The sequence below is a fragment of the Streptomyces sp. NPDC026062 genome, assembly GCF_055568375.1.
On sequence record NZ_JBVHOQ010000020.1, the window covers coordinates 79316 to 103474 of the forward strand.

21 protein-coding genes are annotated in these 24159 nt (G+C 71.4%); 7 read left to right on the top strand and 14 right to left on the bottom strand.

The genetic code is table 11. From position 1 onward, the window contains the following. Window positions 1-56 precede the first annotated feature (56 nt). The 4 genes from ACZ4LX_RS19825 to ACZ4LX_RS19840 form a co-directional block, all read right to left on the bottom strand. Window positions 57-935, bottom strand: a complete 879-nt coding sequence (locus tag ACZ4LX_RS19825) for a carbohydrate ABC transporter permease (protein ID WP_467646372.1) — start codon at window positions 933-935, stop codon at window positions 57-59. Next, window positions 932-1888 (bottom strand): carbohydrate ABC transporter permease, encoded by a 957-nt coding sequence (locus tag ACZ4LX_RS19830; RefSeq protein WP_467646375.1) that lies wholly within the window; start codon window positions 1886-1888, stop codon window positions 932-934. Before ACZ4LX_RS19830 ends, ACZ4LX_RS19825 begins: the two co-directional genes overlap by 4 nt. A 6-nt stretch (window positions 1889-1894) precedes the next feature. Beyond that, on the bottom strand, window positions 1895-3274 hold the full coding sequence (locus ACZ4LX_RS19835) for an ABC transporter substrate-binding protein (RefSeq protein ID WP_467646377.1): 1380 nt from the start codon (window positions 3272-3274) through the stop codon (window positions 1895-1897). A 296-nt stretch (window positions 3275-3570) separates the two neighbouring features. Next, on the bottom strand, window positions 3571-4569 hold the full coding sequence (locus ACZ4LX_RS19840) for a LacI family DNA-binding transcriptional regulator (protein ID WP_467646380.1): 999 nt from the start codon (window positions 4567-4569) through the stop codon (window positions 3571-3573). A 189-nt stretch (window positions 4570-4758) separates the two neighbouring features. Here ACZ4LX_RS19840 and ACZ4LX_RS19845 point away from each other — a divergent pair, with 189 nt between their 5' ends. Continuing rightward, window positions 4759-5901 carry a mandelate racemase/muconate lactonizing enzyme family protein gene (locus tag ACZ4LX_RS19845; protein WP_467646383.1) on the top strand — a complete coding sequence of 381 codons (1143 nt, stop codon included), beginning with the start codon at window positions 4759-4761 and terminating at the stop codon, window positions 5899-5901. A 60-nt stretch (window positions 5902-5961) separates the two neighbouring features. Here ACZ4LX_RS19845 and ACZ4LX_RS19850 read toward each other — a convergent pair whose 3' ends face one another. The 8 genes from ACZ4LX_RS19850 to zapE form a co-directional block, all read right to left on the bottom strand. Next, window positions 5962-7335, bottom strand: coding sequence for an alkaline phosphatase PhoX (locus tag ACZ4LX_RS19850; RefSeq protein ID WP_467646386.1), 1374 nt, complete (start codon window positions 7333-7335; stop codon window positions 5962-5964). A gap of 81 nt (window positions 7336-7416) precedes the next feature. After that, window positions 7417-8973, bottom strand: a complete 1557-nt coding sequence (locus ACZ4LX_RS19855) for a sensor histidine kinase (protein WP_467646388.1) — start codon at window positions 8971-8973, stop codon at window positions 7417-7419. Beyond that, window positions 8970-9689, bottom strand: coding sequence for a response regulator transcription factor (locus ACZ4LX_RS19860; protein WP_467646391.1), 720 nt, complete (start codon window positions 9687-9689; stop codon window positions 8970-8972). Before ACZ4LX_RS19860 ends, ACZ4LX_RS19855 begins: the two co-directional genes overlap by 4 nt. Before the next feature lie 269 nt (window positions 9690-9958). Beyond that, complete coding sequence (locus ACZ4LX_RS19865) at window positions 9959-11815, bottom strand: CotH kinase family protein (protein ID WP_467646393.1); 1857 nt, start codon at window positions 11813-11815, stop codon at window positions 9959-9961. A gap of 14 nt (window positions 11816-11829) precedes the next feature. Then, window positions 11830-12507 (bottom strand): DUF4956 domain-containing protein, encoded by a 678-nt coding sequence (locus tag ACZ4LX_RS19870; RefSeq protein ID WP_467646396.1) that lies wholly within the window; start codon window positions 12505-12507, stop codon window positions 11830-11832. Then, window positions 12504-13400 (bottom strand): VTC domain-containing protein, encoded by an 897-nt coding sequence (locus tag ACZ4LX_RS19875; RefSeq protein ID WP_467646562.1) that lies wholly within the window; start codon window positions 13398-13400, stop codon window positions 12504-12506. Before ACZ4LX_RS19875 ends, ACZ4LX_RS19870 begins: the two co-directional genes overlap by 4 nt. Before the next feature lie 349 nt (window positions 13401-13749). After that, complete coding sequence (locus ACZ4LX_RS19880) at window positions 13750-14175, bottom strand: OsmC family protein (protein WP_467646398.1); 426 nt, start codon at window positions 14173-14175, stop codon at window positions 13750-13752. Between the two features lie 84 nt (window positions 14176-14259). After that, on the bottom strand, window positions 14260-15351 hold the full coding sequence (gene zapE / locus ACZ4LX_RS19885; protein WP_467646400.1) for a cell division protein ZapE: 1092 nt from the start codon (window positions 15349-15351) through the stop codon (window positions 14260-14262). Between the two features lie 35 nt (window positions 15352-15386). Between zapE and ACZ4LX_RS19890 the strand changes: the two genes are divergently transcribed. The 4 genes from ACZ4LX_RS19890 to msrB all read left to right on the top strand — a co-directional run bounded on the left by ACZ4LX_RS19890 (window position 15387) and on the right by msrB (window position 18602). Then, window positions 15387-16157, top strand: a complete 771-nt coding sequence (locus tag ACZ4LX_RS19890) for a pyrimidine reductase family protein (RefSeq protein WP_467646403.1) — start codon at window positions 15387-15389, stop codon at window positions 16155-16157. Window positions 16158-16299: 142 nt separating this feature from the next. Further along, window positions 16300-16752 carry an indole-3-glycerol phosphate synthase gene (locus ACZ4LX_RS19895; protein WP_467646407.1) on the top strand — a complete coding sequence of 151 codons (453 nt, stop codon included), beginning with the start codon at window positions 16300-16302 and terminating at the stop codon, window positions 16750-16752. Window positions 16753-16792: 40 nt separating this feature from the next. Continuing rightward, on the top strand, window positions 16793-18187 hold the full coding sequence (gene murC, locus ACZ4LX_RS19900) for a UDP-N-acetylmuramate--L-alanine ligase (protein WP_467646412.1): 1395 nt from the start codon (window positions 16793-16795) through the stop codon (window positions 18185-18187). Window positions 18188-18197: 10 nt separating this feature from the next. After that, on the top strand, window positions 18198-18602 hold the full coding sequence (gene msrB / locus ACZ4LX_RS19905) for a peptide-methionine (R)-S-oxide reductase MsrB (protein WP_467646416.1): 405 nt from the start codon (window positions 18198-18200) through the stop codon (window positions 18600-18602). Between the two features lie 34 nt (window positions 18603-18636). Here msrB and ACZ4LX_RS19910 read toward each other — a convergent pair whose 3' ends face one another. Both ACZ4LX_RS19910 and ACZ4LX_RS19915 read right to left on the bottom strand, forming a co-directional pair. Beyond that, complete coding sequence (locus ACZ4LX_RS19910; RefSeq protein WP_467646419.1) at window positions 18637-19098, bottom strand: hypothetical protein; 462 nt, start codon at window positions 19096-19098, stop codon at window positions 18637-18639. A gap of 99 nt (window positions 19099-19197) precedes the next feature. Then, entirely contained in the window at window positions 19198-21645 is a 2448-nt protein-coding gene (locus tag ACZ4LX_RS19915; protein ID WP_467646422.1) for a GTPase-associated protein 1-related protein, read from the bottom strand. Between the two features lie 501 nt (window positions 21646-22146). Here ACZ4LX_RS19915 and ACZ4LX_RS19920 point away from each other — a divergent pair. Together ACZ4LX_RS19920 and ACZ4LX_RS19925 are read left to right on the top strand one after the other, a co-directional pair. After that, the gene (locus ACZ4LX_RS19920) at window positions 22147-23067 is read left to right on the top strand and encodes a LysR family transcriptional regulator (RefSeq protein WP_467646426.1); all 921 of its coding nucleotides are present in this window, start codon (window positions 22147-22149) and stop codon (window positions 23065-23067) included. 206 nt (window positions 23068-23273) lie between these two features. Further along, entirely contained in the window at window positions 23274-24131 is an 858-nt protein-coding gene (locus ACZ4LX_RS19925) for a helix-turn-helix transcriptional regulator (RefSeq protein WP_467646429.1), read from the top strand. Window positions 24132-24159: the final 28 nt, after the last annotated feature.

Here is a 24159-nt window from a genome sequence, read left to right on the forward strand (position 1 = left end):
GCAGTGCCTTTCTCTTGTCCCGTAGAGGAAGCTGCGATGAGAGGTGGGGCCGGACTTCAGCCCTTGACGCCGGTGAAACCGAGCCCGGCGACGATGTACTTCTGGCAGACCGCGAAGACGAGCACGGGCGGCGCGACGGCCAGCACCATCGCGGCGATGAGCTGGTCCTGCGGCGCCTGGGTGGCGAGTTGTGCGAGTGCGACGCTGATCGGCTGTTTCTCGGGGTCCGTGATCGCGACCAGCGGCCAGATGAAGTCCTTCCAGCTGTGCATGACGGCCAGCAGACTGATCACGGCGAGCACCGGCCGGCTCATCGGCAGCACGATTCCGGTCAGCAGCTGGCGGGTGCTGACGCCGTCCACCCGGGCGGCGTCGAAGAGTTCCCGGGGCAGTGCGTCGAAGAACTGCTTGGCGAGCAGCACCGTGAACGCGTTCGTTCCCGCGGGCAGCCAGATCGCCCAGTAGGTGTCACCGAGGTTGAGGTGGAGGAGCGGCACATCGATCACGGTCATGAAGAGGCTGACCATGTTCACGGTGTAGGGCACGAACATCGTCGCGAGGACCGCCCCGTAGACGACCTTGCCGAAACGGGGCCGGAGCACCGAGAGCGCGAAGCCGGCGGTGGCCGAGACGAAGAGCTGGACCAGCCACGAACCGCCCACCACCAGAACGGTGTTCATCAGGTAGTGGCCGACGCCCAGGTCCCGGTAGGCGATGGTGAAGTTGCCGGTCAGCGGCCGGTCCGGCCACAGGGCGAGAGGATGCGTCGTCAGCTCGGTCGGCGGCGACACCGCGCCCTTGACCATCCAGTAGAGCGGTCCGATGCCGATGAGCAGAAGCAGGAGGAGCGTGAGGACCTGGATGGAGCGCACGGCCGCCCGGGTGCCGGGCCGCTGACGGTCGTTGACGGAGACGAAGGTGGTGAGGGAGGTCATGACTTGCTCCAGCTGCGGGTGGCCCGCAGATAGACCGCGGAGAGCAGGGCGAGGGCGAGCACCATCAGGAAGGAGAGCGCGGCCGCCTGGCCGTAGGCGCCGTCCTGGAAGGCATACCGGAAGATCAGCAGCAGCACGGTGAGGGTGGAGTTCTCCGGGCCGCCGCCGGTGAAGACGTAGGGCTCGGTGAAGACCTGCACCGTGTTGATCAGCTGCACGAGCAGCAGAAGACCGATGACCGGGCGCAGTTGCGGAAGCATGATGTGCCAGAGCCGCCGCCAGATCCCGGCCCCGTCCATCTCGGCGGCCTCGTACAGCTCACCCGGGATGCCGACCATGGCCGCGAGATAGATCAGCACGGCGCCGCCCATGCCCGCCCATGTCGACTCCAGGACCAGGGAGAGCATCGCGCTGTCGGACGACTCCAGCCAGGAGAACGGCCCGAGACCGATGGCCCCCAAAGCGCTGTTGAAGAGCCCGCTGCCCGGGTCGTAGAACCACTTCCACAGCAGGATCGCCACCACCGGCGGAATGACCACGGGCAGATAGACGAGGAAGCGGAACACCCCGGCGCCGCGCCGCACTGTGGACATGACGGCCGCCAGGAAGAGCGGCGCGGGAAAGCCGATCAGGACACCGAGGCCGACGAACAGCAGGGTGTTGCCGATGGCGGTGCCCAGCAGCGGATCGTCGAAGACCGCCCGGAAGTTGTCCAGGCCCACCCAGACGGCGGGATCGACGAGATTGGTCCGCTGGAAGCTGATCAGCAGGCCGCGGACGATCGGCCACCAGGCGAAGAGCCCGAAGACCAGCAGCGTCGGGACCAGGAACAGCCAGGCGGTGAACTGCTTGCGCAGGGCCCCGCCGCGCGGCGCGTTCCGCCGGTCCGCGTCCGGCGACAGCGGCTCCTCGCGTACGGCGGCGGGGCGCCTCGAAGGCGTGAGCAGACTCATGGCGGACTACTTCTGGCCGGCGGAGAGCTTGGCGTTGACGTCCTTCTCGGCCGCGGCCAGAAGGGCGTCCACGTCGGCGTCGCGCTTGGTGAGCACCGACTGGACGACCGAATCGAGCGCCGTGTAGAGCTGCTGCGCCTGGTACGGCGGCTCGGCCTTGAGGTCGAGCTTCGCCAGACCGTCGGTGTACGGCCTGAAGTGCTCCGGCTTCACGTTGACGTACGGCTCGATGGCCGCGTTGATCTGCTTCTGCCGCCCGGCGTCGAAGACCGGCAGGGTCGGCACGCCGACCGCGGACTTGGGGTCGGTGGACAGCGCCTTGGCCTGCTGCGCGGCGATCGCGGTGCTGTACTGCGGCTGGGCGTAGGCGAAGGTCAGCCACTTGACCGCGGCCGCCGCGTGCCGCTTGTCGGCCGACTTCGGGACCATGTAGATGTCGCCGCCGGTCAGCGTGGCGTTGCCGCCGGACTGCGGCATGGCGCCGACTCCGAAGGCGTCGGTGTCCTCCATGCCGAACTGCATCTTGGCGAGCCGGTACGTTCCCGGGCTCCCCATGAACATCCCGACCTGGCCGGCCGCGAACTGCTTGACGACGTCGTTCTGGTTGTTGAGCAGGTTCCGGCCGAGCGAGTCGTCCTTCCAGCGCATGTCCTTGAGCAGGTTGAGCGCCTTCTTCGTCTCCGCGCCGGTGAGGGTCGCGGTGTACGTGTCACCCTGCCGCGTCTCCAGCTCCCCGCCGAAGGCGTACGACAGCATGGTCAGCTGCCAGCCGCCCTGATTGTCCTTCGACTCGTGGACGAAGCCCGCCCTGCCGGTCTTCTCGCTGATCCTCTTCGCGGCCGCCCGGACCTCCTCCCATGTCGTCGGCGGCTTGTCGGGATCGAGTCCGGCCTTCTCGAAGAGGGCCCGGTTGTAGACCAGGCCCTGGGCGTACGGATTCTGCGGTACGCCGAAGACATCGCCCGAGCTGTCGCTCACGGGCCGGAGGACCTGGGGGTTGAACTCCTTGAAGTGGTTCCAGGCCTGGAGCTGACCGGTGATCGGCTGCACCTGCTGCTGCTGGATGAGCCGCTGGGGCTCGGTCAGGGGGACCTTGATGACGTCCTCGACGCTGCCGCCGGACAGCTTGGCGGAGAAGGTCAGCGGGTCGAAGACGGTGGTGGACCCCTTGACCCGGATCCCGGGGTTGGCCTTCTCGAAGTCGGCGACCTGCTGCTTGAACAGGGCCAGGCCCGGCTTGTCGGTGGCCGGGGGCATGCCCTGGACCCGCAGGACGAGGTCGCCGCCCGAGCCCGCCTTGCCCGGGGTGACGGAGGAACAGCCGGTGAGTGTCACGGCCACGGCTATGCAGCCGAGTACGGCCGCACGGCGGGATGTTCTGGACATTTCTACTCCAAGGAGGGCAGGAGAGGGTACGGAGAGGGCTCGGGGGCTCGGGAGCCCGGGAGGCCGGGGGAGCTCAGGCGGCTCGGTGCGCGGAGCGGATGCTCGGAGGGTGGGCGCGCGAGGGACGCGGAGGGAGTGGCCTGGTCGGTGGGCGCGCGAGAGGCGCGGAGGGAGTGGCCTGGTCGGTGGGCGCGCGAGAGGCGCGGAGGGGATGGCTCGGTCGGTGGGCGCGCGTGTATACGCGGGGGCGGCGGCTCGGCGCGCGGGCGCGCGTGGGATGCGGAGGGTGGTGGGGCTCAGTGGGTGGGCGCGGGGCCCGTGGAGGCGCGCGGGACCAGGCGGGAGCCGATCTCCACGCAGGGTGCGTCGCCGCTGCTCGTGCGGTCGCCGCTCGTGCGGCCTGTGATGGTCTCGATGAGGAGATCGCCGGCCCGGGTGGCGATCTCCTCGGGGTCGATCCTGATGGTGGTCAGCCCCGGAGTGGAGACGGAGGCCAGCAGGGTGTCGTCGATCCCGACGACGCTGACGTCTCCCGGGACGCTGACGCCCAGGTTCGACAGCTGGTGCAGCACACCGAGGGCGACCAGGTCGTTGTGGGCGATCACCGCGGTGGCGCCGTGCGCGCCGACGAGTGTGGCCGCGTGCACTCCGGTCTCGAACCGGGGCTCGTACGGGCCGAGTTCCATCAGTGAGAGGTCCAGTGCCTCGAAGGACTCCTGGATGGACTTGCCCCGGCTGAGCTCGGCACGTGAGGCGTTGACGAACACGCAGCGGCGGTGCCCGTAGGCGCGCAGATGCTCGACGGTCTGCGTGATGCCGGCCGACAGGGAGATCCGTACCTCGGGAATGCCGGGCACGCTGCGGTTCACGACCACCACCGGCATCCGGTCCGACAGCTCCCGCAGCCGGTCCTCGGTGAGGGTGGAGGCCCACAGCACCAGGCCGTCGACCCGCTTGGACACGGCGGCGATCGCCTCCAGCTCATCGGCCTCGCGCTCGTCGCTGTCGGCCACCAGGACCGTGTACCCCAGCCGCCGGGCGCGGGCCTGCATCGCCTTGACGATCGGCGGGAAGAACGGGTTCGCGATGTCCGGGACGATCAGCCCGAGCGTCCCCGTGCCGCCGCCCCGCAGACTGCGCGCCGCCGGGTTCGGGGAGTAGCCCAGCTTGGCCGCGGCGTCCAGGATGCGCTGCCGGGTCCTCGGCTGGACCTGGTCCGGTGCGGTGAACGCACGGGACACCGTCGACACCGAGACGCCCGCGGCGCTCGCCACCTCCCGGATTGTGACTGCCACAGCCTGCCTCCTTGCCCGAACCCTGCTGGATGCGGTGGATACTTGCGAACGTTCCCGAGTGTGTCAAGAGTGTTTCCCTCATGAAAATCTGCTGTGCGCAAGGGGCTTGTGCGAGCGCGGTATCGGTGCCGATGATGCGTCCTCAGTAACTGTTCTGAAATTGCGGGAACGTTTTCATCGAGGAGTGGCATGAAGATCACCGGCCTGGAAGTGCTGACTCTGCCGGACCACGGCGACAGCATGATGCTCGTGGTGGTCGACACCGACGAAGGCATCCACGGCCTGGGCGAGGTCGGCATCAGGTCCCGGCAGCAGGCGGTCGCGGGCGGACTCGCCCATCTGGCCGAGCTGATCATCGGTGAGGACCCCCGGCGCATCGAGCACTTGTGGCAGGTGATGTTCCGGCGCGGCTTCTTCCCCGCCGACCGGATCCTCGGTGCCGCCATCGCCGCGGTGGACGTGGCCCTGTGGGACATCCGGGGCAAGGCGCTGGGCGTACCGGTGCACGAACTCCTCGGCGGCCGGGTGCGCGACCACGTACCCGCCTATGTGCACGTCGGCGACGGCTACCACGACCGGGAGTGGTTCCTCGACCGCTGCCGGGACCTCGTCCGGTCCGGCTGGCGTCATCTGCGCTTCGCCGCACCGCACGACGCCGACGACGTCCTGGACGCCCGCCGCTGCCTGCGCGACTCCGTCGCACTCTTCCACCAGGTCCGGGACGCGGTGGGCCACGAGGTGGAGCTCATCCTGGACGTGCACACCCGGCTCGACCCGCCCGAGGCGCTGACGCTGTGCCGGGAGATCGAGGCGGCCCGCCCGTACTTCGTGGAGGACCCGCTGCGCTGCGAGAACCCCGAGAGCTACCGCATGCTGCGGGCGCGCACCGCCGTACCGCTGGCGGCGGGCGAACAGTACGGTTCCAAATGGGAGTTCAGGCCCCTGATCGAGGGCGAACTCATCGACTACGCGCGGGTCGACGTGGGCGTCGCGGCCGGTCTGACCGAGGCCAGGAAGATCGCCGCCATGGCGGAGGCCCACCACATCAAGCTCGCCACCCACAATCCGCTGGGCCCGGTCACCGCGGCCTCCTCGCTCCAGCTCAATCTGGCCTGCCCGAACGTGTCGGTCCAGGAGCACCAGACCGACCCCGAACCGGCCATCGCCGCGCTCTTCACCCACCGCCCGGTGGTCGTGCCTGGGCGGATCGAACTCAGTGAACTGCCGGGCATCGGGGTCGACATCGACCGCGAAGAGGCCCGCGCCTACCAGGCCACCGCAGCCGAACGTCCCCATCTGCGCACATCGGACGGGGCGTTCACCAACTGGTAGGGGGTGCCGGGGCGGGGACGTCCGGTCCGTCCGCCGCCCCGGTCGATCAGCGGGCCGGTGTCAGCGCCACGGACCCGTCACCGCGAACGTCGTCCCCGGTGTGTAGCAGTTGACGAACATCGTCCTGAAGTCCGGTGAGAACGTGACCCCGGCGAACTCGCCCCACTCCGGCTCCTCGGGCGTCCCGATGTTCTGCCGGCCGCGCGCCATCGCGTACACCTCGCCGCGCCGCGTCAGACCGAACACGTGCTGGGCCCCGCCGCCGTCCTCGCACACCATCAGCCCGCCGTCGGAGGCGAGGGTGATGTTGTCCGGCGACTCGCCCGGCAGCTGGATGCCCGTGTCCGGGCCGAAGGCGATGACCAGCGTCAGCCTGCGCCGACGCGGTTCGTACCGCCAGACCTGGCCGAAGTGGTCGGCGGCCGATCCCTCCGCGCTGTGCGCGAAGCTGGAGACGAAGTAGACCGAGGAACCGCCCCAGTAGCAGCCCTCCAGCTTCTGTCCGTGGGTGATGCCCTTCGGCCCGAAGTCCTGGAAACGGATGGCTGTTCCGGCGGCCAGCGGATCCGGTACAGGGACCCACTCGATCCCCTCGAAGCTCGTTCCGGTCTCCTGGACCGCGGAGAGGTCGGGGACGCCCGGCACTCGCATGGCCTCCAGCCGGCCGCCGGCCCGGAGCGAGCCCGTGCCGCCGAGCGGCTTCTCGGGCAGGAAGCGGTAGAAGAGCCCGAACGGCTTCTCGAACGCGTCCTCCGTCTCGTACACGATCCCGTTGCGCGGGTCGATCGCGATCGCCTCGTGCTGGAAGCGGCCCATCGCGGTCAGCGGCACCGCGCCGGTACGGTGCGGGTCGGCTCCGTCCACCTCGAAGATGAAGCCGTGGTCCTTGGTGTAGCCGTTGGTGCCGGCCTTGTCCTCGGTCTCCTCGCAGGTGAGCCAGGTGTCCCAAGGGGTGCGTCCACCGGCGCAGTTCACCGCGGTGCCGGCGATGGCGACGCGTTCGCCGAGGACGACCCCCCGGCCGTCGAGCTCCAGGGCCGTACAGCCGCCCTTGCCCATCGGGTCGTAGGTGAGCCCCTCGACGGTCGGCACGGCGATCTTCGCGGTCACCCGGTTCTCGTGGTTGCGCACCAGCCGGACGTGTCCGCGCCGGCCGGCGAACGCGGCCATGCCGTCGCAGTTGCTGGGCACCGGCCCCTCGCCCGAGCGGAGCGGGTCGCCCTCGCGGGAGAGCACCCGGTAACGGAACCCCTCGGGGAGATCGAGCAGTCCGTCCGGGTCGGGCACCAGCGGTCCGTAACCCGCGTGACCGCGGGCGGCGGACGTTCCCGCGAAGAGTTCCGTGAAGGCGCCGGTGAAGGCGATCGCGGCGGCGGCACCGCCCGTGGCCAGAATCTGTCGTCGTGTCGCGAGCGGTCGAGGTGCGAGGGGCATGAGGCAACTCCCTGTTGGCGGACAGGTGACATGGCAACGTCAAAATCAGGCCTGCCCGTTCGAGGCCCTGGACGAACGTTGTCACGGCCGAGTGGCCGGTTCGGCCCCGACGCTCCGGGGCAGAAGCAGACGGAACGTGGATCCGGAGCCCGGCCGGGTGTCGAGTTCGAGCCGTCCGTGGTGCGCCTCGGCGATGGTGGAGGCGATGGACAGCCCGAGGCCCGAACCGGGCTCGGGACCGCCGGGGCCGGTCGCGGGCCCGCGGTAGAAGCGTTCGAACACCTGCTGGGCGGCTTCCGGCGTCAGCCCCGGCCCGTCGTCGGCTATCTCGACCACGCACGCCGGAATGCCCGGGGGCAGCGGCGCCGTGGCGCTGCTGCGGCCCGGCCGGTCGCACCCCCCGGTGTCCGGGCCGGTGCGCACGGTGCCGACCCGCACCTCGACGCGCGCGTCGGAAGGTGTGTGGACACAGGCGTTGGCCAGCAGGTTCGCGATCACCTGGGCGAGCTGATGGGGGTCGCCGAGCGTCTCGACCACATCGAGTGCACCGCCGCGTCGGTCCGGCCCGCCCCCGGCCAGCGGCGCCAGCGACACCTCCCGGCCCGGGTGCGCGACGACGGCCGCGCCGACCCCGTCCGCCGCCAGGGAGAGCAGATCCACCGTCTCCCGGTGCGCCACGGGCGCGTACCCCAGCTTGGCCAGGAGGAAGAGATCGTCCACCAGGCGGCTCATCCGCTCAGCGTTCCGGGCGATCAGCTCATGGGCCTCGCGCCGGCGTGCGGCCGGGAGGCGGGGATGCTCGACGAGCAGTTCGGCGAATCCCTGGATGGAGGTGAGGGGGGTGCGCAGCTCATGGCCCGCGTCCGCCATGAAGCGGCGCAGCCGCTGTTCGGAGGCGTCCTTGCGGTGCAGCGCAGCGCGGACCTGGCCGAGCATCGTGTTGAAGGCGATGCCGAGCCTTCCCGTCTCGGTACGCGGATCGGTGTCGGTGACGGTCAGGGCCGGTTCGCCGTCGGTGATCCGCAGGGCCGTGCGTTCCATGCGGGCCAGCGGGCGCAGCCCCAGGCGTACGGCCACGCTGCCCAGCAGCCCGACCCCGGCGGCGACCACGACACCGATCGCCAGGCTGAACCAGAGCAGCTTGGATGTGGCGCCCTCGACGGTGCCGAGAGGGAGCGCGACGACGACGCGGCGCCCGTCCGGGGCCGTCTCGGCGATCACCCGCCAGCCCGGCCCCCCGTCGGCGGCGGGAACGGTGGTGGGCCGTCCGGCTTTCAGCGCGGGATCGGAGGCGGTGGCGGGCAGCCGGGGCCGGCCGCTGCCGCTGCCCAGCGAGTCGTGGCGGAGCCGTCCGTCGGAGGTGTAGAAGAAGACCCGGTAGTCGGACGGCAGGGCCTCCTCGGGGGAGGCGGGTCCGTGACCGTCCGGCGCCCTGCCCGGGGCCGGGGCGTAGGCGGCCGGGGGCGGCGGGCGGAACTGGGTCAGGCGCTGGTCGATCTGGCCGGTGAGCCAGGTCCGCATGACCGCGAGCCCGGCTGCCTGGGAGACCAGCACCGCCACCGTGGCCAGTACGGTCGAGAGCAGTACCAGCCGGGTCCGTACGGAGCGGGGCCGCAGCCGGCGCAGCCGGAGGCTCACGGCGCGTCCTCGCGGGGCAGCCGCAGGCAGTAGCCCACACCGCGCACGGTGTGGATCAGCGGCGGTCCCGAGCGGTCGATCTTGCGGCGCAGGTTCTTGATGTACGTGTCGACGATGCGGGTGTCCCCGGCGAAGCCGTACTGCCACACGTCGAGCAGGATGTCCTGTTTCTCCAGCACCTTCTCGGGCCTGGACACCAGGCAGACCAGCAGCCGGAACTCGGTCGGGGACAGCTGGACCGGTTCGCCGGCCCGGTGCACGGTGTGGCGTTCGCGGTCGACGCTCAGGTCCGCGTACCGCAGCGGGGGCCGTTCGGCCGGCGGCCGGGGCGAGCCCGCGGTGCGGCGCAGGATGGCACGTATCCGCAGCAGGATCTCCTGGATGTGGAACGGCTTGGTGACGTAGTCGTCGCCGCCGGAGCTGAGGCCGATGATGCGGTCCTCGATGTCCGTGCGCGCGGTGAGGAACAGCACCGGGGTGTAGTCGCCCCGGGAGCGGAGCTCGCGCGTCACGGCGAAGCCGTCGGTGTCCGGAAGCGTCACGTCCAGCACGATCAGGTCGGGCCGGCAGCGGCCGGTCCCCTCGACGGCCTCCCGCCCGTCCGTCGCCGACGCGACGCTGTACCCGGCCGCGTTCAGGGCGGAGGTGAGCAGCGTGCGGATGCTCGGATCGTCCTCGACGACCAGGACGGTGTGCCGTGCCGACAACGCGCCCATCGGAAGGATCACCTCGCGGAGTACGGACGGAACGCGTGCCGGGCGGGGCCGCGCTGTGCGCGGCGATGGTAGTGGGCGAACTTGTGAGGGTTCACAGGGTCCGCAGAGTTCCCAGAGTTCACAGGGCTCGCACGGCTTGCGGGGGCACGGGGGCACGGGGGCACGGGGGCCACGGGGGCACGGGACGCGTGGCCGCGCCCGGTGGCGCCGGGCGCGCCCCGGGGCGCGGAAGGCGGGCGGGCCTTCCGCGCCCCGGGGCGCGCCACCGGTCAGCCGGTCACCTCCCTGTTCTTCGCCAGGGCGGTGGTCCGCTGGGTGACCGTGGTGCGCAGGGTGGCGACCACACTCTCGACGTCCTTGTCCGGGAGACCGGCCCGAGTGGCCTGCTCCGCAAGGTCCTTGAGCGTCTTCGTGGCCTTGCCGGAGGCGTAGAACTTCTCGTAGAGGTCCTTGTACGCCTTCTTGTAGACCGCGTCGAAGGCGTCGAGCTCCAGAAAGCGTTCCTTGAGCGCGTGCCCGGACATCATGCCGCCGCGTTGGCCGCCGGCCGTGTCCCCGCCGTCCCCGCCGTCGCCGCCGGGTGCTCCCGGGCCGCCGGCCGCGCCGGGCATGCCTTCGGGTGCCTGGCCGCCTTGACCGGCTTGGCCGCCCTGCCCTGCCTGGCCGCCTTGACCGGCCTGACCACCCTGGCCGCCGGGTGCGCCGCCGGGCCCGCCGCCCATGCTCATCCGGTCGTCAGGCCCGGCGGTCGCGTCCCCACTGAAGGTGAGGTTGTAGTCCCAGCCCAGCACCGAGAACTTCTTGGTGTTCAGGTCGTACCCGAGCAGGTAGTTCTTCCCCGGGCCCGCCATGTCGTCGAAGTTCATCAGCAGGTTCTGCGCCGCGACGTAATGGGCGAACGAGTCGACGTCGAGGTATGTGTCGAGGTCCTCGGCGAACTCCTTGTCCGAGGCCTTCTCCACCCACTTGGTCAGCTTCATCACGGGTTCGAGGTCCTGGCTGCCGACCTTGTTCAGCTGCCGGAAGGACGTCTCGTACTTCGAGGGGTCGTCCCCCTGGTAGTCGAAGGTGCCGCCGGCCCTGGCCTTGTACACCACGGACTCGCCCTCGACGGCCTCGGCATACTCGGTGTCGGGGTTCTCCACCATCAGCCGGACGGCCGTCGGCCGGTTGTTGACCTTCAGGGTCGAGAGGCCGTACCGCTCGGCCGGCTCACCGGTGCCGTCGATCAGCGAGAGCGCCAGCGCCTCGTTGAGGGGGACCTGCGCGTTGCTGCCCGGACGGAGCGAGATCTCCCGCTCGCCCTGGTAGGCGCGCCCCTCGACGTACTCGTCGATCTTGATGAGCCAGGGAAGCTCCTCCGGCTTGTCGGCGGACAGGTTGTACTGCGTCATCCCGCCGCCGGCCCGGCCGCCGCCCGCCTGCCCCGCACCGCCGGTCTGCCCGGCACCATCGGTCTGCCCCGCACCGGCCGGTCCGCCGCCGGCCGTCCGCCCTTCGGAGCCGGCCGTCTGCCCCGCGCCCTGCGGGGCGGGGGCGCCGCTGACCTCCGGCGCCGGGGCGTCGCCGCCCTGGCCACCCTGGCCGCCCTCCTGACCACCGGGGAAGCCCCCCGCGGGCATCCCGCTGGGGAATCCGCCCTCCGGCATCCCTCCCTCCGGCATCCCGCTGGGGAAGCCGCCTTCGGGCATTCCGCCGCCCCCGGCACCGCCCCGGCCGCCGCCGGGCATTCCGCCGCTGCCCCGCAGGGACATCAGCGTGGAGTTCCCCTTGAGCCGGATTCCGACGTCCTTCAGGTAGACCCCGTCGATGGTGAGGTCCGCCGGGATCGCGTCCTTGGTCCCGTCCTTCTTGAACTCCTTCATCATCTTGTCGAAGTCCGTCTGGTTGTACTCCAGTTGCACGGAGTGCCGCACCGACGTGTCGTACAGCCCGACGGTCCCCGCGACGTTCTCGGTGATGGTGTCGGCCTCGACCCGGGAGGCGGAGGTCACGTACGGGGAGATGCGCGCGTCGCCGAACGCGTACAGCATCACCGCGAGCCCCGCGCACAGAGCCCCCACGGGCTTCCAGTGGTGCCGCAGGCGTACGGGCACACGGTCGCGCAGCCGTCGCTTCCGGGGCATGCCGTCTCCGGGCCTCACAGGTCGGTGGTGTCGTAACCGGTCAGCACCGTCACCCGCTGGCCCGAGGTGCGTTCCTGAAGCGCGGTGACCAGGTCCCCGGGCTCGGTGCCCTTCTTCATACGGACCGTGTAGAACACCTCGTTCAACGCCCCGCCGCGGATCGTCTCGGTGCTCACCAGCTCGAACTCGGTGGTGTACTTGATCAGCACGTCACGTATGCCCGGGGTGTAGTCCTCGCCCGCCGGGACCTGGACCTTGACGACCTGGCGCTGGACGTTCAGCGCGAACCAGTCGAACTTGTGCATCATGACGACCACGGCGCAGATGACGACGGCGCCGACCGCGGCCAGTGTGTAGAAGCGGGCGCCGCAGGCCATGCCGATCGCCATGGCCAGGAAGATGAAGCCGACGTCCCTGGTCTCCTTGACCGCGTTACGGAACCTGACCACGGACAACGCGCCGACCAGGGAGAACGCCCGCGCGAGGTTGGACCCGACGACGAGCATGATCAGGGCGACGATCATGCCGACGATGACAAGGGTCTGGACGTAGGACTGGCTGTACGACACGTTCCGGTGCGTGTACCGGTAGACGTATCCGATCACCGTGCTCAGGACGAAGGACAGCACCATCGCCGCGACGACGTCGGTGACGCTGAACGTCCCGCTGAGTTCCTGCAGATCGAAATTCACTGTGCTCCTGCTTTCACCGGCGGCTGATGCGCCGGCAGCTGCGTGTCGAGGGGGTTGACGGACGGGGAGAGGTCCGCCTCGTCCAGGTGGAAGACGGAACGGGGTGCCAGCCCGAACGCCTCGATCGACTGGACGTACTTGGAGACCCGCACCAGGCTGAGATTGCGGCGGGCGGCCAGGTCGGTGATCCAGTGCGGGGTGCGCTCGTTGACCTTGATCTCCATCACCGACATGTGCGGCGGGATGGTGAACCGGTTCTCCGGGTCGGTCTGCCCGAGATGGAAATCGCGGTCGCGGCCCCGGACACGCCGGTCGAAGGTCACACGCAGACCGGTGTCCGAACCGCGCCCGACCAGCGCCTCGCGCTGGTAGCCGGTGATCGCGGTCGGCCTCAGATTCAGCCGTACCACCAGGTCGAGCACCTCGTGGATGAAGGCGCGCTCCTTCGGCGTGTGCTCCACCAGCTCCCGTCCGTCGCAGAGTTGACGCGCCGTGCCGTACGGGAGGGTGATGCGGCGTTTCTGGGTGACCCGGTTGACGCGCTGCTTGATCTCGACGCACACCGGGGATGCGTCGGTGACACCGTCCGGATCGCCGTAGTGCCTGATGCGCAGCTTGCGGCGGAACTTCAGGCCCTCGATCTTCTCCCAGTAGAACCGGAGTTCGGGCGAGTCGTAGTAGAGACTCCACACGCCGTAGCCGCCGGCCGGACTGTTCAGGTCACGGTCCATCCGCTCCGCGAGTTCGTCGCGGAGTTCTGCGGCCAGGTCCACCGGGACCAGGTACTTGAGCTCATATCTGTTGAACGCGTGCAGTCTGCTCGCGACATGCAGCGGTGGGGGGTCCTCATCGTCCTCGGGACGCCCCTGGGCGGGCTCCCGGAACGGAGCCATGTCGGGTTGCGACACCGCGCGCCTCCTTCGTCGTCCGTGCCGGACCGGCCGGCGCGGATCACGCAACCAACGGCGGATGAGGAAGCGATGAGAATAGTGGGTGTATTGCAGGAGGATTCAAGATGGCCGGAAGGTGAACACGGCCTCTCCCGTGGCCGGCCGCACAGCACAGTCCCGGGCAGCGCGGCGCAGTCCCCGGGCAGCGCAGGGCAGTCCCCGGGCGGCAGGCGCGTGCCGGGAGGCGCAGCACAGCGCTGTCTCCGGGCGGCCGGCAGGTGCGGGACGGGCCGCACAGCACTGTCCCCGGGCGGCAGATGCCGGCCCGGGGACGGTGGTGGAGCGGGAACGGTCAGGCGAGCGAGGCGCTCAGCGTGATCGTCGTGCCCGTCAGCGCCTGGCTGACGGGGCAGTTCGCCTTCGCGTCCTCGGCCGCCTTGACGAAGCCCGCCTCGTCGAGACCCGGCACCTCGCCCTCGACGGTGAGGTGGATGCCGGTGATGCCGGTGCCGGGCTGGAAGGTGACCTCGGCCTGGGTGTTCAGCCGGGTCGGCGGGGTGCCGGCCGTGGCGAGACCGTTGGAGAGCGCCATCGAGAAGCAGCTGGAGTGCGCTGCGGCGATCAGCTCCTCCGGGCTGGTCCTGCCGTTCGCCTTCTCCGCGCGGGACGGCCAGGAGACCGGGTACTCCCCGATCCCGGAGGAGTCGAGGGTGACGACACCCTTGCCCTCGAGCAGGTTGCCTTCCCAGACCGTGTGCGCCTGACGCGTGGTAGCCATGCTGGTTCCCTTCAAACGGAATGCGCGGTTGTACGGGGGCGGCGGGGCACTCCGTCGTGCCCGGCCGCTGTTACGCCCCCGAACCTACTGCGCCACCAGCCCCTTTGCGTCACGCGCCAGCGCAGTCAGCCGGGAGATTGCCCGGAAGTACTTCTTCCGGTACCCGCCGTTCAGCATCTCCTCGCTGAACAGCCGGTCGAACGGCATCCCGGAGGCGAGTACCGGAACCTCCCGGTCGTACAGCCGGTCGGCGAGCACCACGAGCCGCAGCGCGGTCGACTGGTCCGGCACCGGCTGCACCTCCGTGAGGCAGACCGCCCGGATGCCGTCGGTCAGGGCGCCGTACCTGCTCGGATGGACGCGGGCCAGATGGTCGAGCAGCGCGGGGAAGTCGTCCAGGCTGGCGCCCTCGGTCGCGTACGCGGCCCTGGTGACCTGCTCCTCGGAGTACGGCGGCGGGGCGTCGGGCAGCCCGCGGTGGCGGTAGTCCTCGCCGTCGATGCGCAGCGGCCGGAAGTGGGAGGACAGCCCCTGGATCTCCCGCAGGAAGTCGGCCGAGGCGAACCGGCCCTCGCCGAGCTTGCCCGGCAGCGTGTTGGAGGTCGCGGCGAGCGCCACCCCCGCCTCGACCAGCCGGCTCAGCAGCGAGGAGACCAGGACGGTGTCGCCCGGGTCGTCGAGCTCGAACTCGTCGATGCACAGCAGCCGGTGCCCGCTCAGCGTCCGCACGGTCTGCTGGAAGCCCAGCGCGCCCACGAGGTTGGTCAGCTCCACGAACGTGCCGAACGCCTTCAGCGAGGGCGCGGCGGGCGTCGCGTGCCAGAGGGAGGCGAGCAGATGGGTCTTGCCGACACCGTAGCCGCCGTCGAGGTAGATCCCGCGCGGGCCGCTGGGCGCCACGGCCTTCTTCCCGAACCACTTGCGCCTGCCCGAGCCGGTCGCGTGCGCGCCGCCGAGCCCGGACGCGAAGTCGGAGAGGACCCTGACGGCCTCGGTCTGGCTCGGCTGCCCCAGGTCGGGGACGTACGTATCGAAACGCACCGAGTCGAAGCGCGGCGGCGGCACCATCTCGGCGACCAGACGGTCGGCGGGGACGTGCGGCTCAAGGGCGCACAGGGACAGCGGGGCCGTTTCTGCTATGGGGCTGGACCCCGGCACGGCGGTGGAGGACGACACAACGCCCCAGCTTAGGGCGTGCCAGACTGCCGGACATGCGACGCCTGTTCCCTGTGACCGACCTGACAGCCGCCGACGACCGGGGCGAGTGGAGCCTGGACGCCCTCGCCGACGCCTACGCCTACCCCGAGACGGACGGCCCCTGGCTGCGCGCCAACATGGTGTCGACGCTCGACGGTGCCGCCCAGCACGACGGCCGCTCGCAGCCGATCTCCTGCGAGAGCGACATGCGGATCTTCGGCACCCTGCGGGGCCTGGCCGACGTGGTGATCGCCGGTGCGGAGACGGTACGGCTGGAGGGCTACCGGCCCGCCCGTGCCCGGGAGGCGTTCTCCGCACGACGGGCGGCGGCCGGTCAGGGGGCCGCGCCGGCCGTCGCCGTGGTGAGCGGCAGCCTGGACCTGGACTTCTCGCTGCCGCTCTTCGTCTCGCCGCTGGTCCCGACGCTCGTGCTCACCGGTGCGGGGGCCCCGCCCGACCGGATCGAGACGGCCCGGAAGGCGGGCGCCGATGTGGTGATCGCGGGGGAGGGATCCCGGGTGGATCCCGCCCGCGCCGTGCGGGAACTGGCCGGTCGCGGACACCGGCGGCTGCTCACCGAGGGCGGGCCCCGGCTGCTCGGCCAGTTCGTCGCGGCGGGCGTGCTGGACGAGATGTGCCTGACCCTGGCGCCGATGCTCGCGGCCGGTGACGCCCAGCGGATCGCGGGCGGCCCGCCGGTGGCCGTGCCGGAACGATTCGCCCTGGCTTCGCTGCTGGAGGAGGCCGGGTTCCTGTTCTCTCGGTACCGTCGGATCCGGCAATGAGCGGAATAATCCGTTCCGGTTAGCGTCCGGTGGGCAGAATGGATCTCGCAGACCCCGTGCGGGCACGGGGAAGGATGGTTTCAGCAGTGATCGATGACGGTCACTGAAGCAGAAGGGCCCTGTGGTGTTCACCAGCGTTTTGATGATCGAGAAGCCCCTCACTTCCGAGGACGTCGAGTTCGTCACCACCCTGCACGGGGAGGAGCAGATCTCCTTCGTCGTACTCATGCAGCCGCGTGGCGACCAGGCGGATGTGCTGTTGCGGGCCATCGACGACCTGGCGATGGGCGAACTGAAGGAAGCGGCCCGGGAGAGCGAGGAGCCGGAGGGCAAGAACGCCAGACAGTCCGCCGAACTCGCGCTGGAGGTGTCCCTGGAGGCCCTGCGCCAGGCGGGCTCGGAAGCCGTCGGGCAGGTGATCGAGGACCACCCCCTGGACAAGCTCCAGTCCGTGGTCGACGAGGCGGAGGCCGACGAGGTCATCGTTCTGACCGCGCCGCACTACGTGGAGGAGTTCTTCCACCGCGACTGGGCGTCCCGGGCCCGTCACAAGGTCGGCGTACCGGTGCTCAAGCTCTTCGCGCACAGCGAATAGGCTGGGAGCCCTTACCCGCACCACCCTGGGAGACACGCGCATGGCACCCGGTATTCCTGCCGCGATGGAACGGCCGCACTTCATCGGCATCGGCGGCGCCGGAATGTCGGGCATCGCGAAGATCCTCACCCGGCGGGGTGCGAAGGTGGCGGGCAGCGACTCCAAGGAGTCCGCCACGGCCCAGGCGCTGCGCGCGCTGGGGGCGACCGTCCACATCGGGCACGCCGCCGGTCACCTGGCCGACGACGCCACCTGCGTGGTCGTCTCCAGCGCCATCCGCGACGACAACCCGGAGCTGGTGCGCGCCGGGGAGCTCGCGATCCCCGTCGTGCACCGCTCCGACGCCCTCGCCTCGCTGATGCGTGGGCTGCGGTCCATCGCCGTCGCGGGCACCCACGGCAAGACCACCACCACGTCGATGCTCGCCGTCGCCCTCACCGAGCTGGGTCTCGACCCCTCGTACGCCATCGGCGGCGACCTGGCAGGACCCGGCACCAACGCCACGCACGGCGAGGGTGCGATCTTCGTCGCCGAGGCCGACGAGAGCGACCGGAGCTTCCAGAAGTACGACCCCGAGGTCGCGATCGTCCTCAACGTCGAACTGGACCACCACGCGAACTACGCCTCGATGGACGAGATCTACGAGTCCTTCGAGACCTTCGCGGGCAAGATCGTCCCCGACGGCACCCTGGTGATCTCCGCCGACCAGTCCGGCGCCGTCGAGCTGACCCGCCGGGTGCGCGAACGGTCCGCGCCGAGGGTCGTCACCTACGGCGAGTCCGAGACCTCGGACGTACGCGTCCACAAGATCACCCCGCGTGGTCTGACCAGCGAGGTCACGGTCGTCCTGAACGGGAAGTACCTCACCTTCACCGTCTCCGTACCCGGCCGTCACTACGCGCTGAACGCGGTGGCCGCCCTCGCCGCGGGCGTCGCGCTGGGCATCCCCGCCCACAACCTGGCCTCGGCCCTCGGCAAGTACACCGGGGTCAAGCGGCGTCTCCAGCTCAAGGGCGAGGCGGCCGGTGTCCAGGTGATCGACAGCTACGCCCACCACCCCACCGAGATGACGGCCGACCTCGAAGCGATGCGTGGCGCCGCCACCGACGCCCGGATCCTGGTCGTCTTCCAGCCCCACCTCTTCTCCCGCACCCAGGAGCTGGGCACCGAGATGGGACAGGCCCTCGCGCTGGCCGACGCCTCCGTGGTCCTGGACATCTACCCGGCCCGCGAGGACCCGGTCCCCGGCATCACCAGCACCCTGATCATCGACGCCGCGCGGGCCGCGGGCGCCGACGTCACCGCCGTCCACGACAAGGCGACGGTCCCCGAGGTCATCGCGGGAATGGCGAAGCCCGGCGACCTCGTTCTCACCATGGGGGCGGGCGACGTCACTGACCTCGGCCCGCAGATCCTGGACCACCTGTCGAGCTGAGGGAGCCACCGTGCCGTACGACATCGAGAAGCCCGACGAGCAGTGGCGGGAGGAACTCACCCCCGCCGAGTACGCGGTCCTGCGCAAGGCGGGCACCGAGCCGGCCTTCGTCGGCGAGTACACCGACACCAGGACCACGGGCGTCTACTCCTGCCGCGCCTGTGACGCGGAGCTGTTCCGCTCCGACACGAAGTTCGAGTCGCACTGCGGCTGGCCGTCCTTCTACGACCCGAAGGACACCGACGCGGTCGAACTGATCCAGGACCGCAGCCACGGCATGGTCCGCACCGAGGTCCGCTGCGCCCGCTGCGGCTCGCACCTGGGCCATGTCTTCGAGGGCGAGGGCTACCCCACCCCGACGGACCAGCGGTACTGCATCAACTCGATCTCGCTGCGGCTGACGCCGGACGCCTGATCCGTCCCGCCGGTGCGAGGGCCGGCGCGCCGCGTCAGCCCTCCTCCGGCGTCTCCTGCCGCAGCAGCGGGTGTGCGACGCCGGGAAAGACCCGGGCCCGCACGACGGGCTCGGCCGCGCCGCCCTGGATCACGGTCTCCGCGACGCCCCAGGGCCGGCCGGGCAGCTCGACGGTCAGTGTGTACGAGGCGGGGCAGCCCATGCACTCGTAGCGGTCGACCCACGTCTCCACCTCGGTGGTACTGCCCGGGTAGCGCGCCACGTGCCGGTGGAGCGCGTGACACCGCTCGCACCGCTCGCCCGGCTCGCACGTGCCTCCGCAGGGACACGGCACGTCGAGGGAGTCGGCCGGGCGCCAGCGCTGCGTGAGGACGGCGTCCCGCGTGGCGCCCATGTCCTTCATCGCCTTGAGATTGCGGGCGGCCACGTTGTACGACTCACCGGTCGCGGCCATCCGGTCGCGGATCACGTCCTTGCGCCCACGGTTCGTCGTCATCCGTTGTTCCTCCTGGGGTTCACGCAGCCCGCCAGGAGCCCATGAGATCGTTGTGCCTCAACGGTACCCGTCGCACGACGCCCCCGACGACCCGCTCTTTCACCCCCGCCGCACCCGGCCCGCGATCCTCCGGCCGATCCGGCCCAGGGTGCCCCGGCCCCGGCGGTTCCACTCGTGGAACGCCTCCGCCCGGTTACTGCTCCCCGAGCGCCCCACCGCCTCCTCCACCGCCGCGACCCCGTCGGCGGAGAGCGTGCGCACGGCGGGGCGCAGCACCTCCTCCAGCAGGGCGTCCGCGGTCCGGCTCCACTCGGCCCCGGCATGCGGATGGGCGGTCCAGACAGCGAAGCAGTCCGCCGCGTACCCCGGTTCGGCCTCCAGGCGGGAACGGACACCGGCCTCGCGCGCGGCCCGGTCGTACGCGGCGACGAGATCGGCGTCGCCGCTGTGCACAAGGGCGTACAGCTCGGCCTCCGGCCGCTCCGGCGCGAGCAGCCGCTCGGCGAGCGCGCCCAGCGCACGACCCAGCACCTCCGGCTCCACCGGCTCGGCGTCCCCACGCAGCGCGCGGACCCGCTCCGCCCACTCCGGCGCCGCCGCGTCCGTCCGGATCTCCCGGGCGAACTCCAGGAGCAGCAGCGCCCCGCGTTCGCGGCCCGTGATCTCCTGCGGGAAGCCGCGCAGCAGATCGTGGGCGAGCTTCGGTGCCTCCTCGTCCGTGGCGGGGGCGCCGAGTGCCGCGGCCACCAGGTACGACCAGGTGCCGGCCGTCCGGTGGGCGTCCGACGTGGCGGCCTCCAGCAGCAGCCGGGCCTCGCCCGCCGTCATCGTGACCTCCTCCCACACCAGCCCCACGGCCGTCCGCAGCACCAGCGGCTCGGCGAACGGCGACATCCCGGCGGCGCGCAGTACCCGGTGCAGCGCGCCCACCCGGTCCGTGCCGCCGCCCGCCTTGGCCCCCGGCGCCTCGGCGCACATCCGCAGATGCGGCAGCAGCTGGGTGCCGGTGAACGGGAGCGGCACCCGCCCCAGCAGCCGCTCGACCCCCGACGGATCCTGCGGCGCGATCCGGTCCAGCGCACCGAGCAGCGCCGTACGGACGTCGAACTGCTCGTCCATCAGCTCAAGCAGCGCGGGCGCCCAGCCCGGCTCGCCGTCCCCGGCCTCAAGCAGCGCGGGCGCCAGCCGGCGGACGACCGAGGGCAGCAGGTCCTCGCAGTCCACACCGAGCAGCCGGGCCACCCGCAGCAGCTGCACCGTCCTGGCCACATCGAGACCGACGCCCGCACCGCTCAGCTCGGTCAGGATCTCCGGACCGAGCACCGAGGCGACGGCCGCGCCCTCGGGACCGCTGAAGGCGGTGCGGCCGGGCAGTTCCACGGAGCCGTTGCCGCCCCGGACCGCTTCCGTGACCAGCATCGCGGCCAGCGGGGCCGTGGTCGTCACGGGGGAGCGGCCGTCGAGCGCGGCGAAGAGCCGTCCCGCGGCGTCGAACTCGGGGCCGGTGCGGTCGTCGACTCCGGGCGCTGTCAGCGCGTCGACCAGCTGCCGGGTCCGCCGCGCGTCCAGCGCGTAGGGCCGCTCCGCGGCCCAGCCGGCGGCGGCGGCCCGCCCGGTCGTCCCCAGTGCGATGCCCGCGCACAGAGCGGTCACGGCGACCGGCCCGGCGGCGAACGGTTCCCCGGGCAGCTCCGCGGCCTCCCTGAACAGCTCCGGCGCGCGGCTGCGCCAGATGCGGGCAGCCGTCTCGGCCCAGGCATCGGCCACGGAACCGTCCGGACGCGGACCGGTGCAGGTGTGCACATGGAAGCCGGGGCCGGTCAGGTCGTGCGCGTCCTGCGGCAGCACCCCGACGATCTGCTGCGGGGCAAGGTGCGGGTGACGGGTGTACGTGGTGAACGTCAGCCGTTCGGCGAGTCCGTCGGGCAGCGCGACACTGGCCAGGGCGATCCACCGGGCCACGTCCGCGCTCTGCCGTTCGACGAGCACGACCCGGCCGGCGCCGTCCTGCCCGTGCAGCCGGCGCAGATCGGCCAGGACCCCGGCGAGCCAGGGGCCCCGGGAGACGGCGAAGTCGTTGAGCCCCTCACGGTCCCGGGCGTGGCCGGTGGCGGGCAGGGCGGCGAGCGGACCGGGCAGCGTACGGCCGGGCGTCGTGGCGGCCCAGCGGGCGGAGCGGCAGGCGGCGATCGGGAGCGCCCCGCCCGGCAGCCGGGTGCCGGGCGGGAGATGGACCGCGTGTGCGTGGAAGCCGACGGGGGAGTCCGGTGCGGGCTGTACCGCCACGGTCCGGGCCAGCAGATGACCGCCGTCGGAGAGCACGCTGAAGCTGAACGCCTCGGGCAGGGCACGCAGTTCGGGGTCCGCGAGCCGGGGCGCGGTGCCGGCGGGTATCTCGTACGCGAGCAGCGGGCCCGCCTCGGTGAGCACGGACGCGGGTATCGCGGCGTCGACCGAGGTGAACCGGGCCCGTATCGGCTCGGCCTCACCGGTTCCGGGGCCGTCCCCGCCGGTTGCGGAGGTGTAGTGCAACTGCGCGAGGCTCATGCGTCGGCTCTCTTCGTCCCTGCCGTGAAGGTCCCCTGCCACCCGCACCCGCCGTCCCGTGGTGGCAGCGCCGCCCCGGCAGAGCGACGACCCCGGCGGGGAGTGTTCCGCAGTCGCTGGGGCGACGCTATCAAGGACCGGGGTTCCCGATCTGCGCACAACGGGTTTCCCGGCTCCTCGTTGCGGGAGATCCCCGAGCGGGCGGGGATCAGCCGGGTCGGCCTCCACTGCCGCCTCCTTGGCCACGGGGCACCGAGCGGTCTCCAAGCTGTCGGCGGCGTCCCTCGGTTGAGCCGTTGCGCAACCCGAGGAAGCTCCTGACGGGAGGCGTCACGACCAAGGCCGACCGGCTGCGGAGCGAGAGCCGGCGGGAGCCCGTGGCGCACCCCCGCCGGAATAGACGGGGCATCTTCCACGATGTAACTGCCAGCGGTTCCGGCTGTCGGCACGACGACGGCCGCGTCGCGCACCGCGGCGCATCTGGGGAGAGGACGGGAACAGATGAGCCTTCGTCAGTTCGAGTACGCCCTGGCGGTCGCCGAGGAGGGTTCGGTGACCGCGGCGGCGCAGCGGCTGCGCGTGGCTCAGCCCTCGGTGTCCCAGCAGATCCGGGGTCTGGAGCGCGAGCTCGGTGTGGAGCTGTTCGCCCGGACGCCGGCCGGACTCGTCGCCACGGCCGTCGGCCGCGCGTTCCTGCGGGAGGCGGAGGTCGCGGTGAGCGCGGCGCGGAAGGCGAGAGCGACCGCGCGGGCCGGTGCCGGCGAATTGGTGGGTGAGCTGGTGATCGCGGCACAACTTGGCTTCGGAACAAGGCAGTTGCCGGGCGCGCTGGCCGCGCTGAGGCGCCGGTACCCGCGCCTGGAGGTGACCGTCTTCGAGGAGCGGAGCTCTGCGGAGCTGGAGCGGCTGTGCCGCCGCGGCGTGCTGGACCTCGCCCTGATGGCGGCCTGCGAGCGGAGCCCCGCCGACGCCCACCGCCTCGGCGACGAGGAGTTCGTCGTGGTGCTCGGTGCCGGGGACCGGCGGCTCGCTGCCGACCGGGTGGACCTGCGCGAGATGGAGGGGGAGTCCTGGGTGAGGTTCGACCGCGACAGCGCGCTCGACGGCGTCCTGCAGGGCGTGTTGCGGGACAACGGACTGACCCCGGCCACCACCGCCCGCGTGTCCCAGACCGCGACGGCCGTGCGCTGGGCCTCCCACGGGCTGGGGGCGACCCTCGTCCCCGCCTCCACGGTGCCGCACGGCTACGAGCACCTGGTCCGGCCGGTGTTCCCGGCCGTGTCCCAGCCCGTCATCGCGGTGCTCCGGCAGGGAGCCGGTCCGGGCGAGACTGCCCTGCTCGACCAGCTGCGCGGGGAGAGGTGGACCGTGTCCTCGCAGAACGAGCACTCCGGCAGCGGTGACCCGCGAGCGGCCACATAGTTTCTCACCGACAAGCGGGCGGACACCGGCGTCAGTTGACCGGCACGAGCCCGGTCCACCCCTCCACGGCCTGCTCAAACGTGCAATCGATCACGCCCGAACCCGCCGGTAGCCATGGTCGGAACCCGGATAAGTTCTCAAGATTCGGAATAGTATCCGGCAAGGAACCGGGGCCGGGCCGCGCGCGGCCGAACGCGGAGGTGGGCGTGGACGTGGAGCCGATCGGGCCGTCGGAAGAGGAAACGCGCCATTCCGGCGAAGCGGTGCGCGAAGGTCCCGGCGGGCTGCCGCGGTTCGCGGCGCGGCTGGGGCTGAGCCCCGATCGTCTTGACCGGGCTCTGGAGGGTTTCGTGCGGCAGGCGCCCCCGGCCCGGCAGACCGGCGCCCGCCCGCCCGCACCCGCGTCGGTCTCCGTCGCGGCCCCGCAGCCCTCCGGGCGGGTGATGTCGCCGCGGGACAGCCTGCTGCTCCGGGCGCGGCACGAGGTGCTCCACTTCGACGTACCGCCCTACCTTTCCGTGGACAACAGCACCCAACTGGACCAGCTTGCCCAAGGGGTGGTCTACCGGACCGTGTACGGACAGCAGGCTGTCGAGTACCCGGGAGCGATGGCCCGTATCGATCAGTGTCTGGAAGCCGGCGAGAAGGCGCGGGTCACGGCCCGTCTCCCGATGAAGATGATGATCGTCGACCGTGAACGGGCTGTCGTCTCCGCCGCCGCCGACGTGGCGCTGAGGCCCGGCACGACCGCCGTCATCACTCACGGACCCCTGCTGGACGGGCTGATCGAGCTGTTCGAACGAGTCTGGGCCGAGAGCGTTCCCCTGGACCCGACCGGCACCGCCGCCGGGGCCCGGGACGACGAACTGATCCCTGAGGACGCGCGGTTGCTGGCGCTCCTGCTCAGCGGACTCACCGACGACGCGGTCGCCCGCCATCTGGGCATCGCCCGGCGCACGGTCGTGCGCCGGGCCCGCAGTCTCATGGACCGGGCCGGGGTGGCGACCCGCATGCAACTGGGCTGGCACGCGGCGCGCCGCGGCTGGATCGAGGTGCCGGGCTGAGGGGTGCCCCGTCCGGTCCCCTCCGCCC

What these genes read in the sequence shown, in the direction of transcription:
- ACZ4LX_RS19825 (WP_467646372.1), bottom strand. Translation starts at nt 935, where the DNA reads ATGACCTCCCTCACCACCTTCGTCTCCGTCAACGACCGTCAGCGGCCC.
- ACZ4LX_RS19830 (WP_467646375.1), bottom strand. Translation starts at nt 1,888, where the DNA reads ATGAGTCTGCTCACGCCTTCGAGGCGCCCCGCCGCCGTACGCGAGGAG.
- ACZ4LX_RS19835 (WP_467646377.1), bottom strand. Translation starts at nt 3,274, where the DNA reads ATGTCCAGAACATCCCGCCGTGCGGCCGTACTCGGCTGCATAGCCGTG.
- ACZ4LX_RS19845 (WP_467646383.1), top strand. Translation starts at nt 4,759, where the DNA reads ATGAAGATCACCGGCCTGGAAGTGCTGACTCTGCCGGACCACGGCGAC.
- ACZ4LX_RS19850 (WP_467646386.1), bottom strand. Translation starts at nt 7,335, where the DNA reads ATGCCCCTCGCACCTCGACCGCTCGCGACACGACGACAGATTCTGGCC.
- ACZ4LX_RS19860 (WP_467646391.1), bottom strand. Translation starts at nt 9,689, where the DNA reads ATGGGCGCGTTGTCGGCACGGCACACCGTCCTGGTCGTCGAGGACGAT.
- ACZ4LX_RS19865 (WP_467646393.1), bottom strand. Translation starts at nt 11,815, where the DNA reads ATGCCCCGGAAGCGACGGCTGCGCGACCGTGTGCCCGTACGCCTGCGG.
- ACZ4LX_RS19875 (WP_467646562.1), bottom strand. Translation starts at nt 13,400, where the DNA reads ATGGCTCCGTTCCGGGAGCCCGCCCAGGGGCGTCCCGAGGACGATGAG.
- ACZ4LX_RS19880 (WP_467646398.1), bottom strand. Translation starts at nt 14,175, where the DNA reads ATGGCTACCACGCGTCAGGCGCACACGGTCTGGGAAGGCAACCTGCTC.
- ACZ4LX_RS19890 (WP_467646403.1), top strand. Translation starts at nt 15,387, where the DNA reads ATGCGACGCCTGTTCCCTGTGACCGACCTGACAGCCGCCGACGACCGG.
- ACZ4LX_RS19895 (WP_467646407.1), top strand. Translation starts at nt 16,300, where the DNA reads ATGATCGAGAAGCCCCTCACTTCCGAGGACGTCGAGTTCGTCACCACC.
- murC (WP_467646412.1), top strand. Translation starts at nt 16,793, where the DNA reads ATGGCACCCGGTATTCCTGCCGCGATGGAACGGCCGCACTTCATCGGC.
- ACZ4LX_RS19910 (WP_467646419.1), bottom strand. Translation starts at nt 19,098, where the DNA reads ATGACGACGAACCGTGGGCGCAAGGACGTGATCCGCGACCGGATGGCC.
- ACZ4LX_RS19915 (WP_467646422.1), bottom strand. Translation starts at nt 21,645, where the DNA reads ATGAGCCTCGCGCAGTTGCACTACACCTCCGCAACCGGCGGGGACGGC.
- ACZ4LX_RS19920 (WP_467646426.1), top strand. Translation starts at nt 22,147, where the DNA reads ATGAGCCTTCGTCAGTTCGAGTACGCCCTGGCGGTCGCCGAGGAGGGT.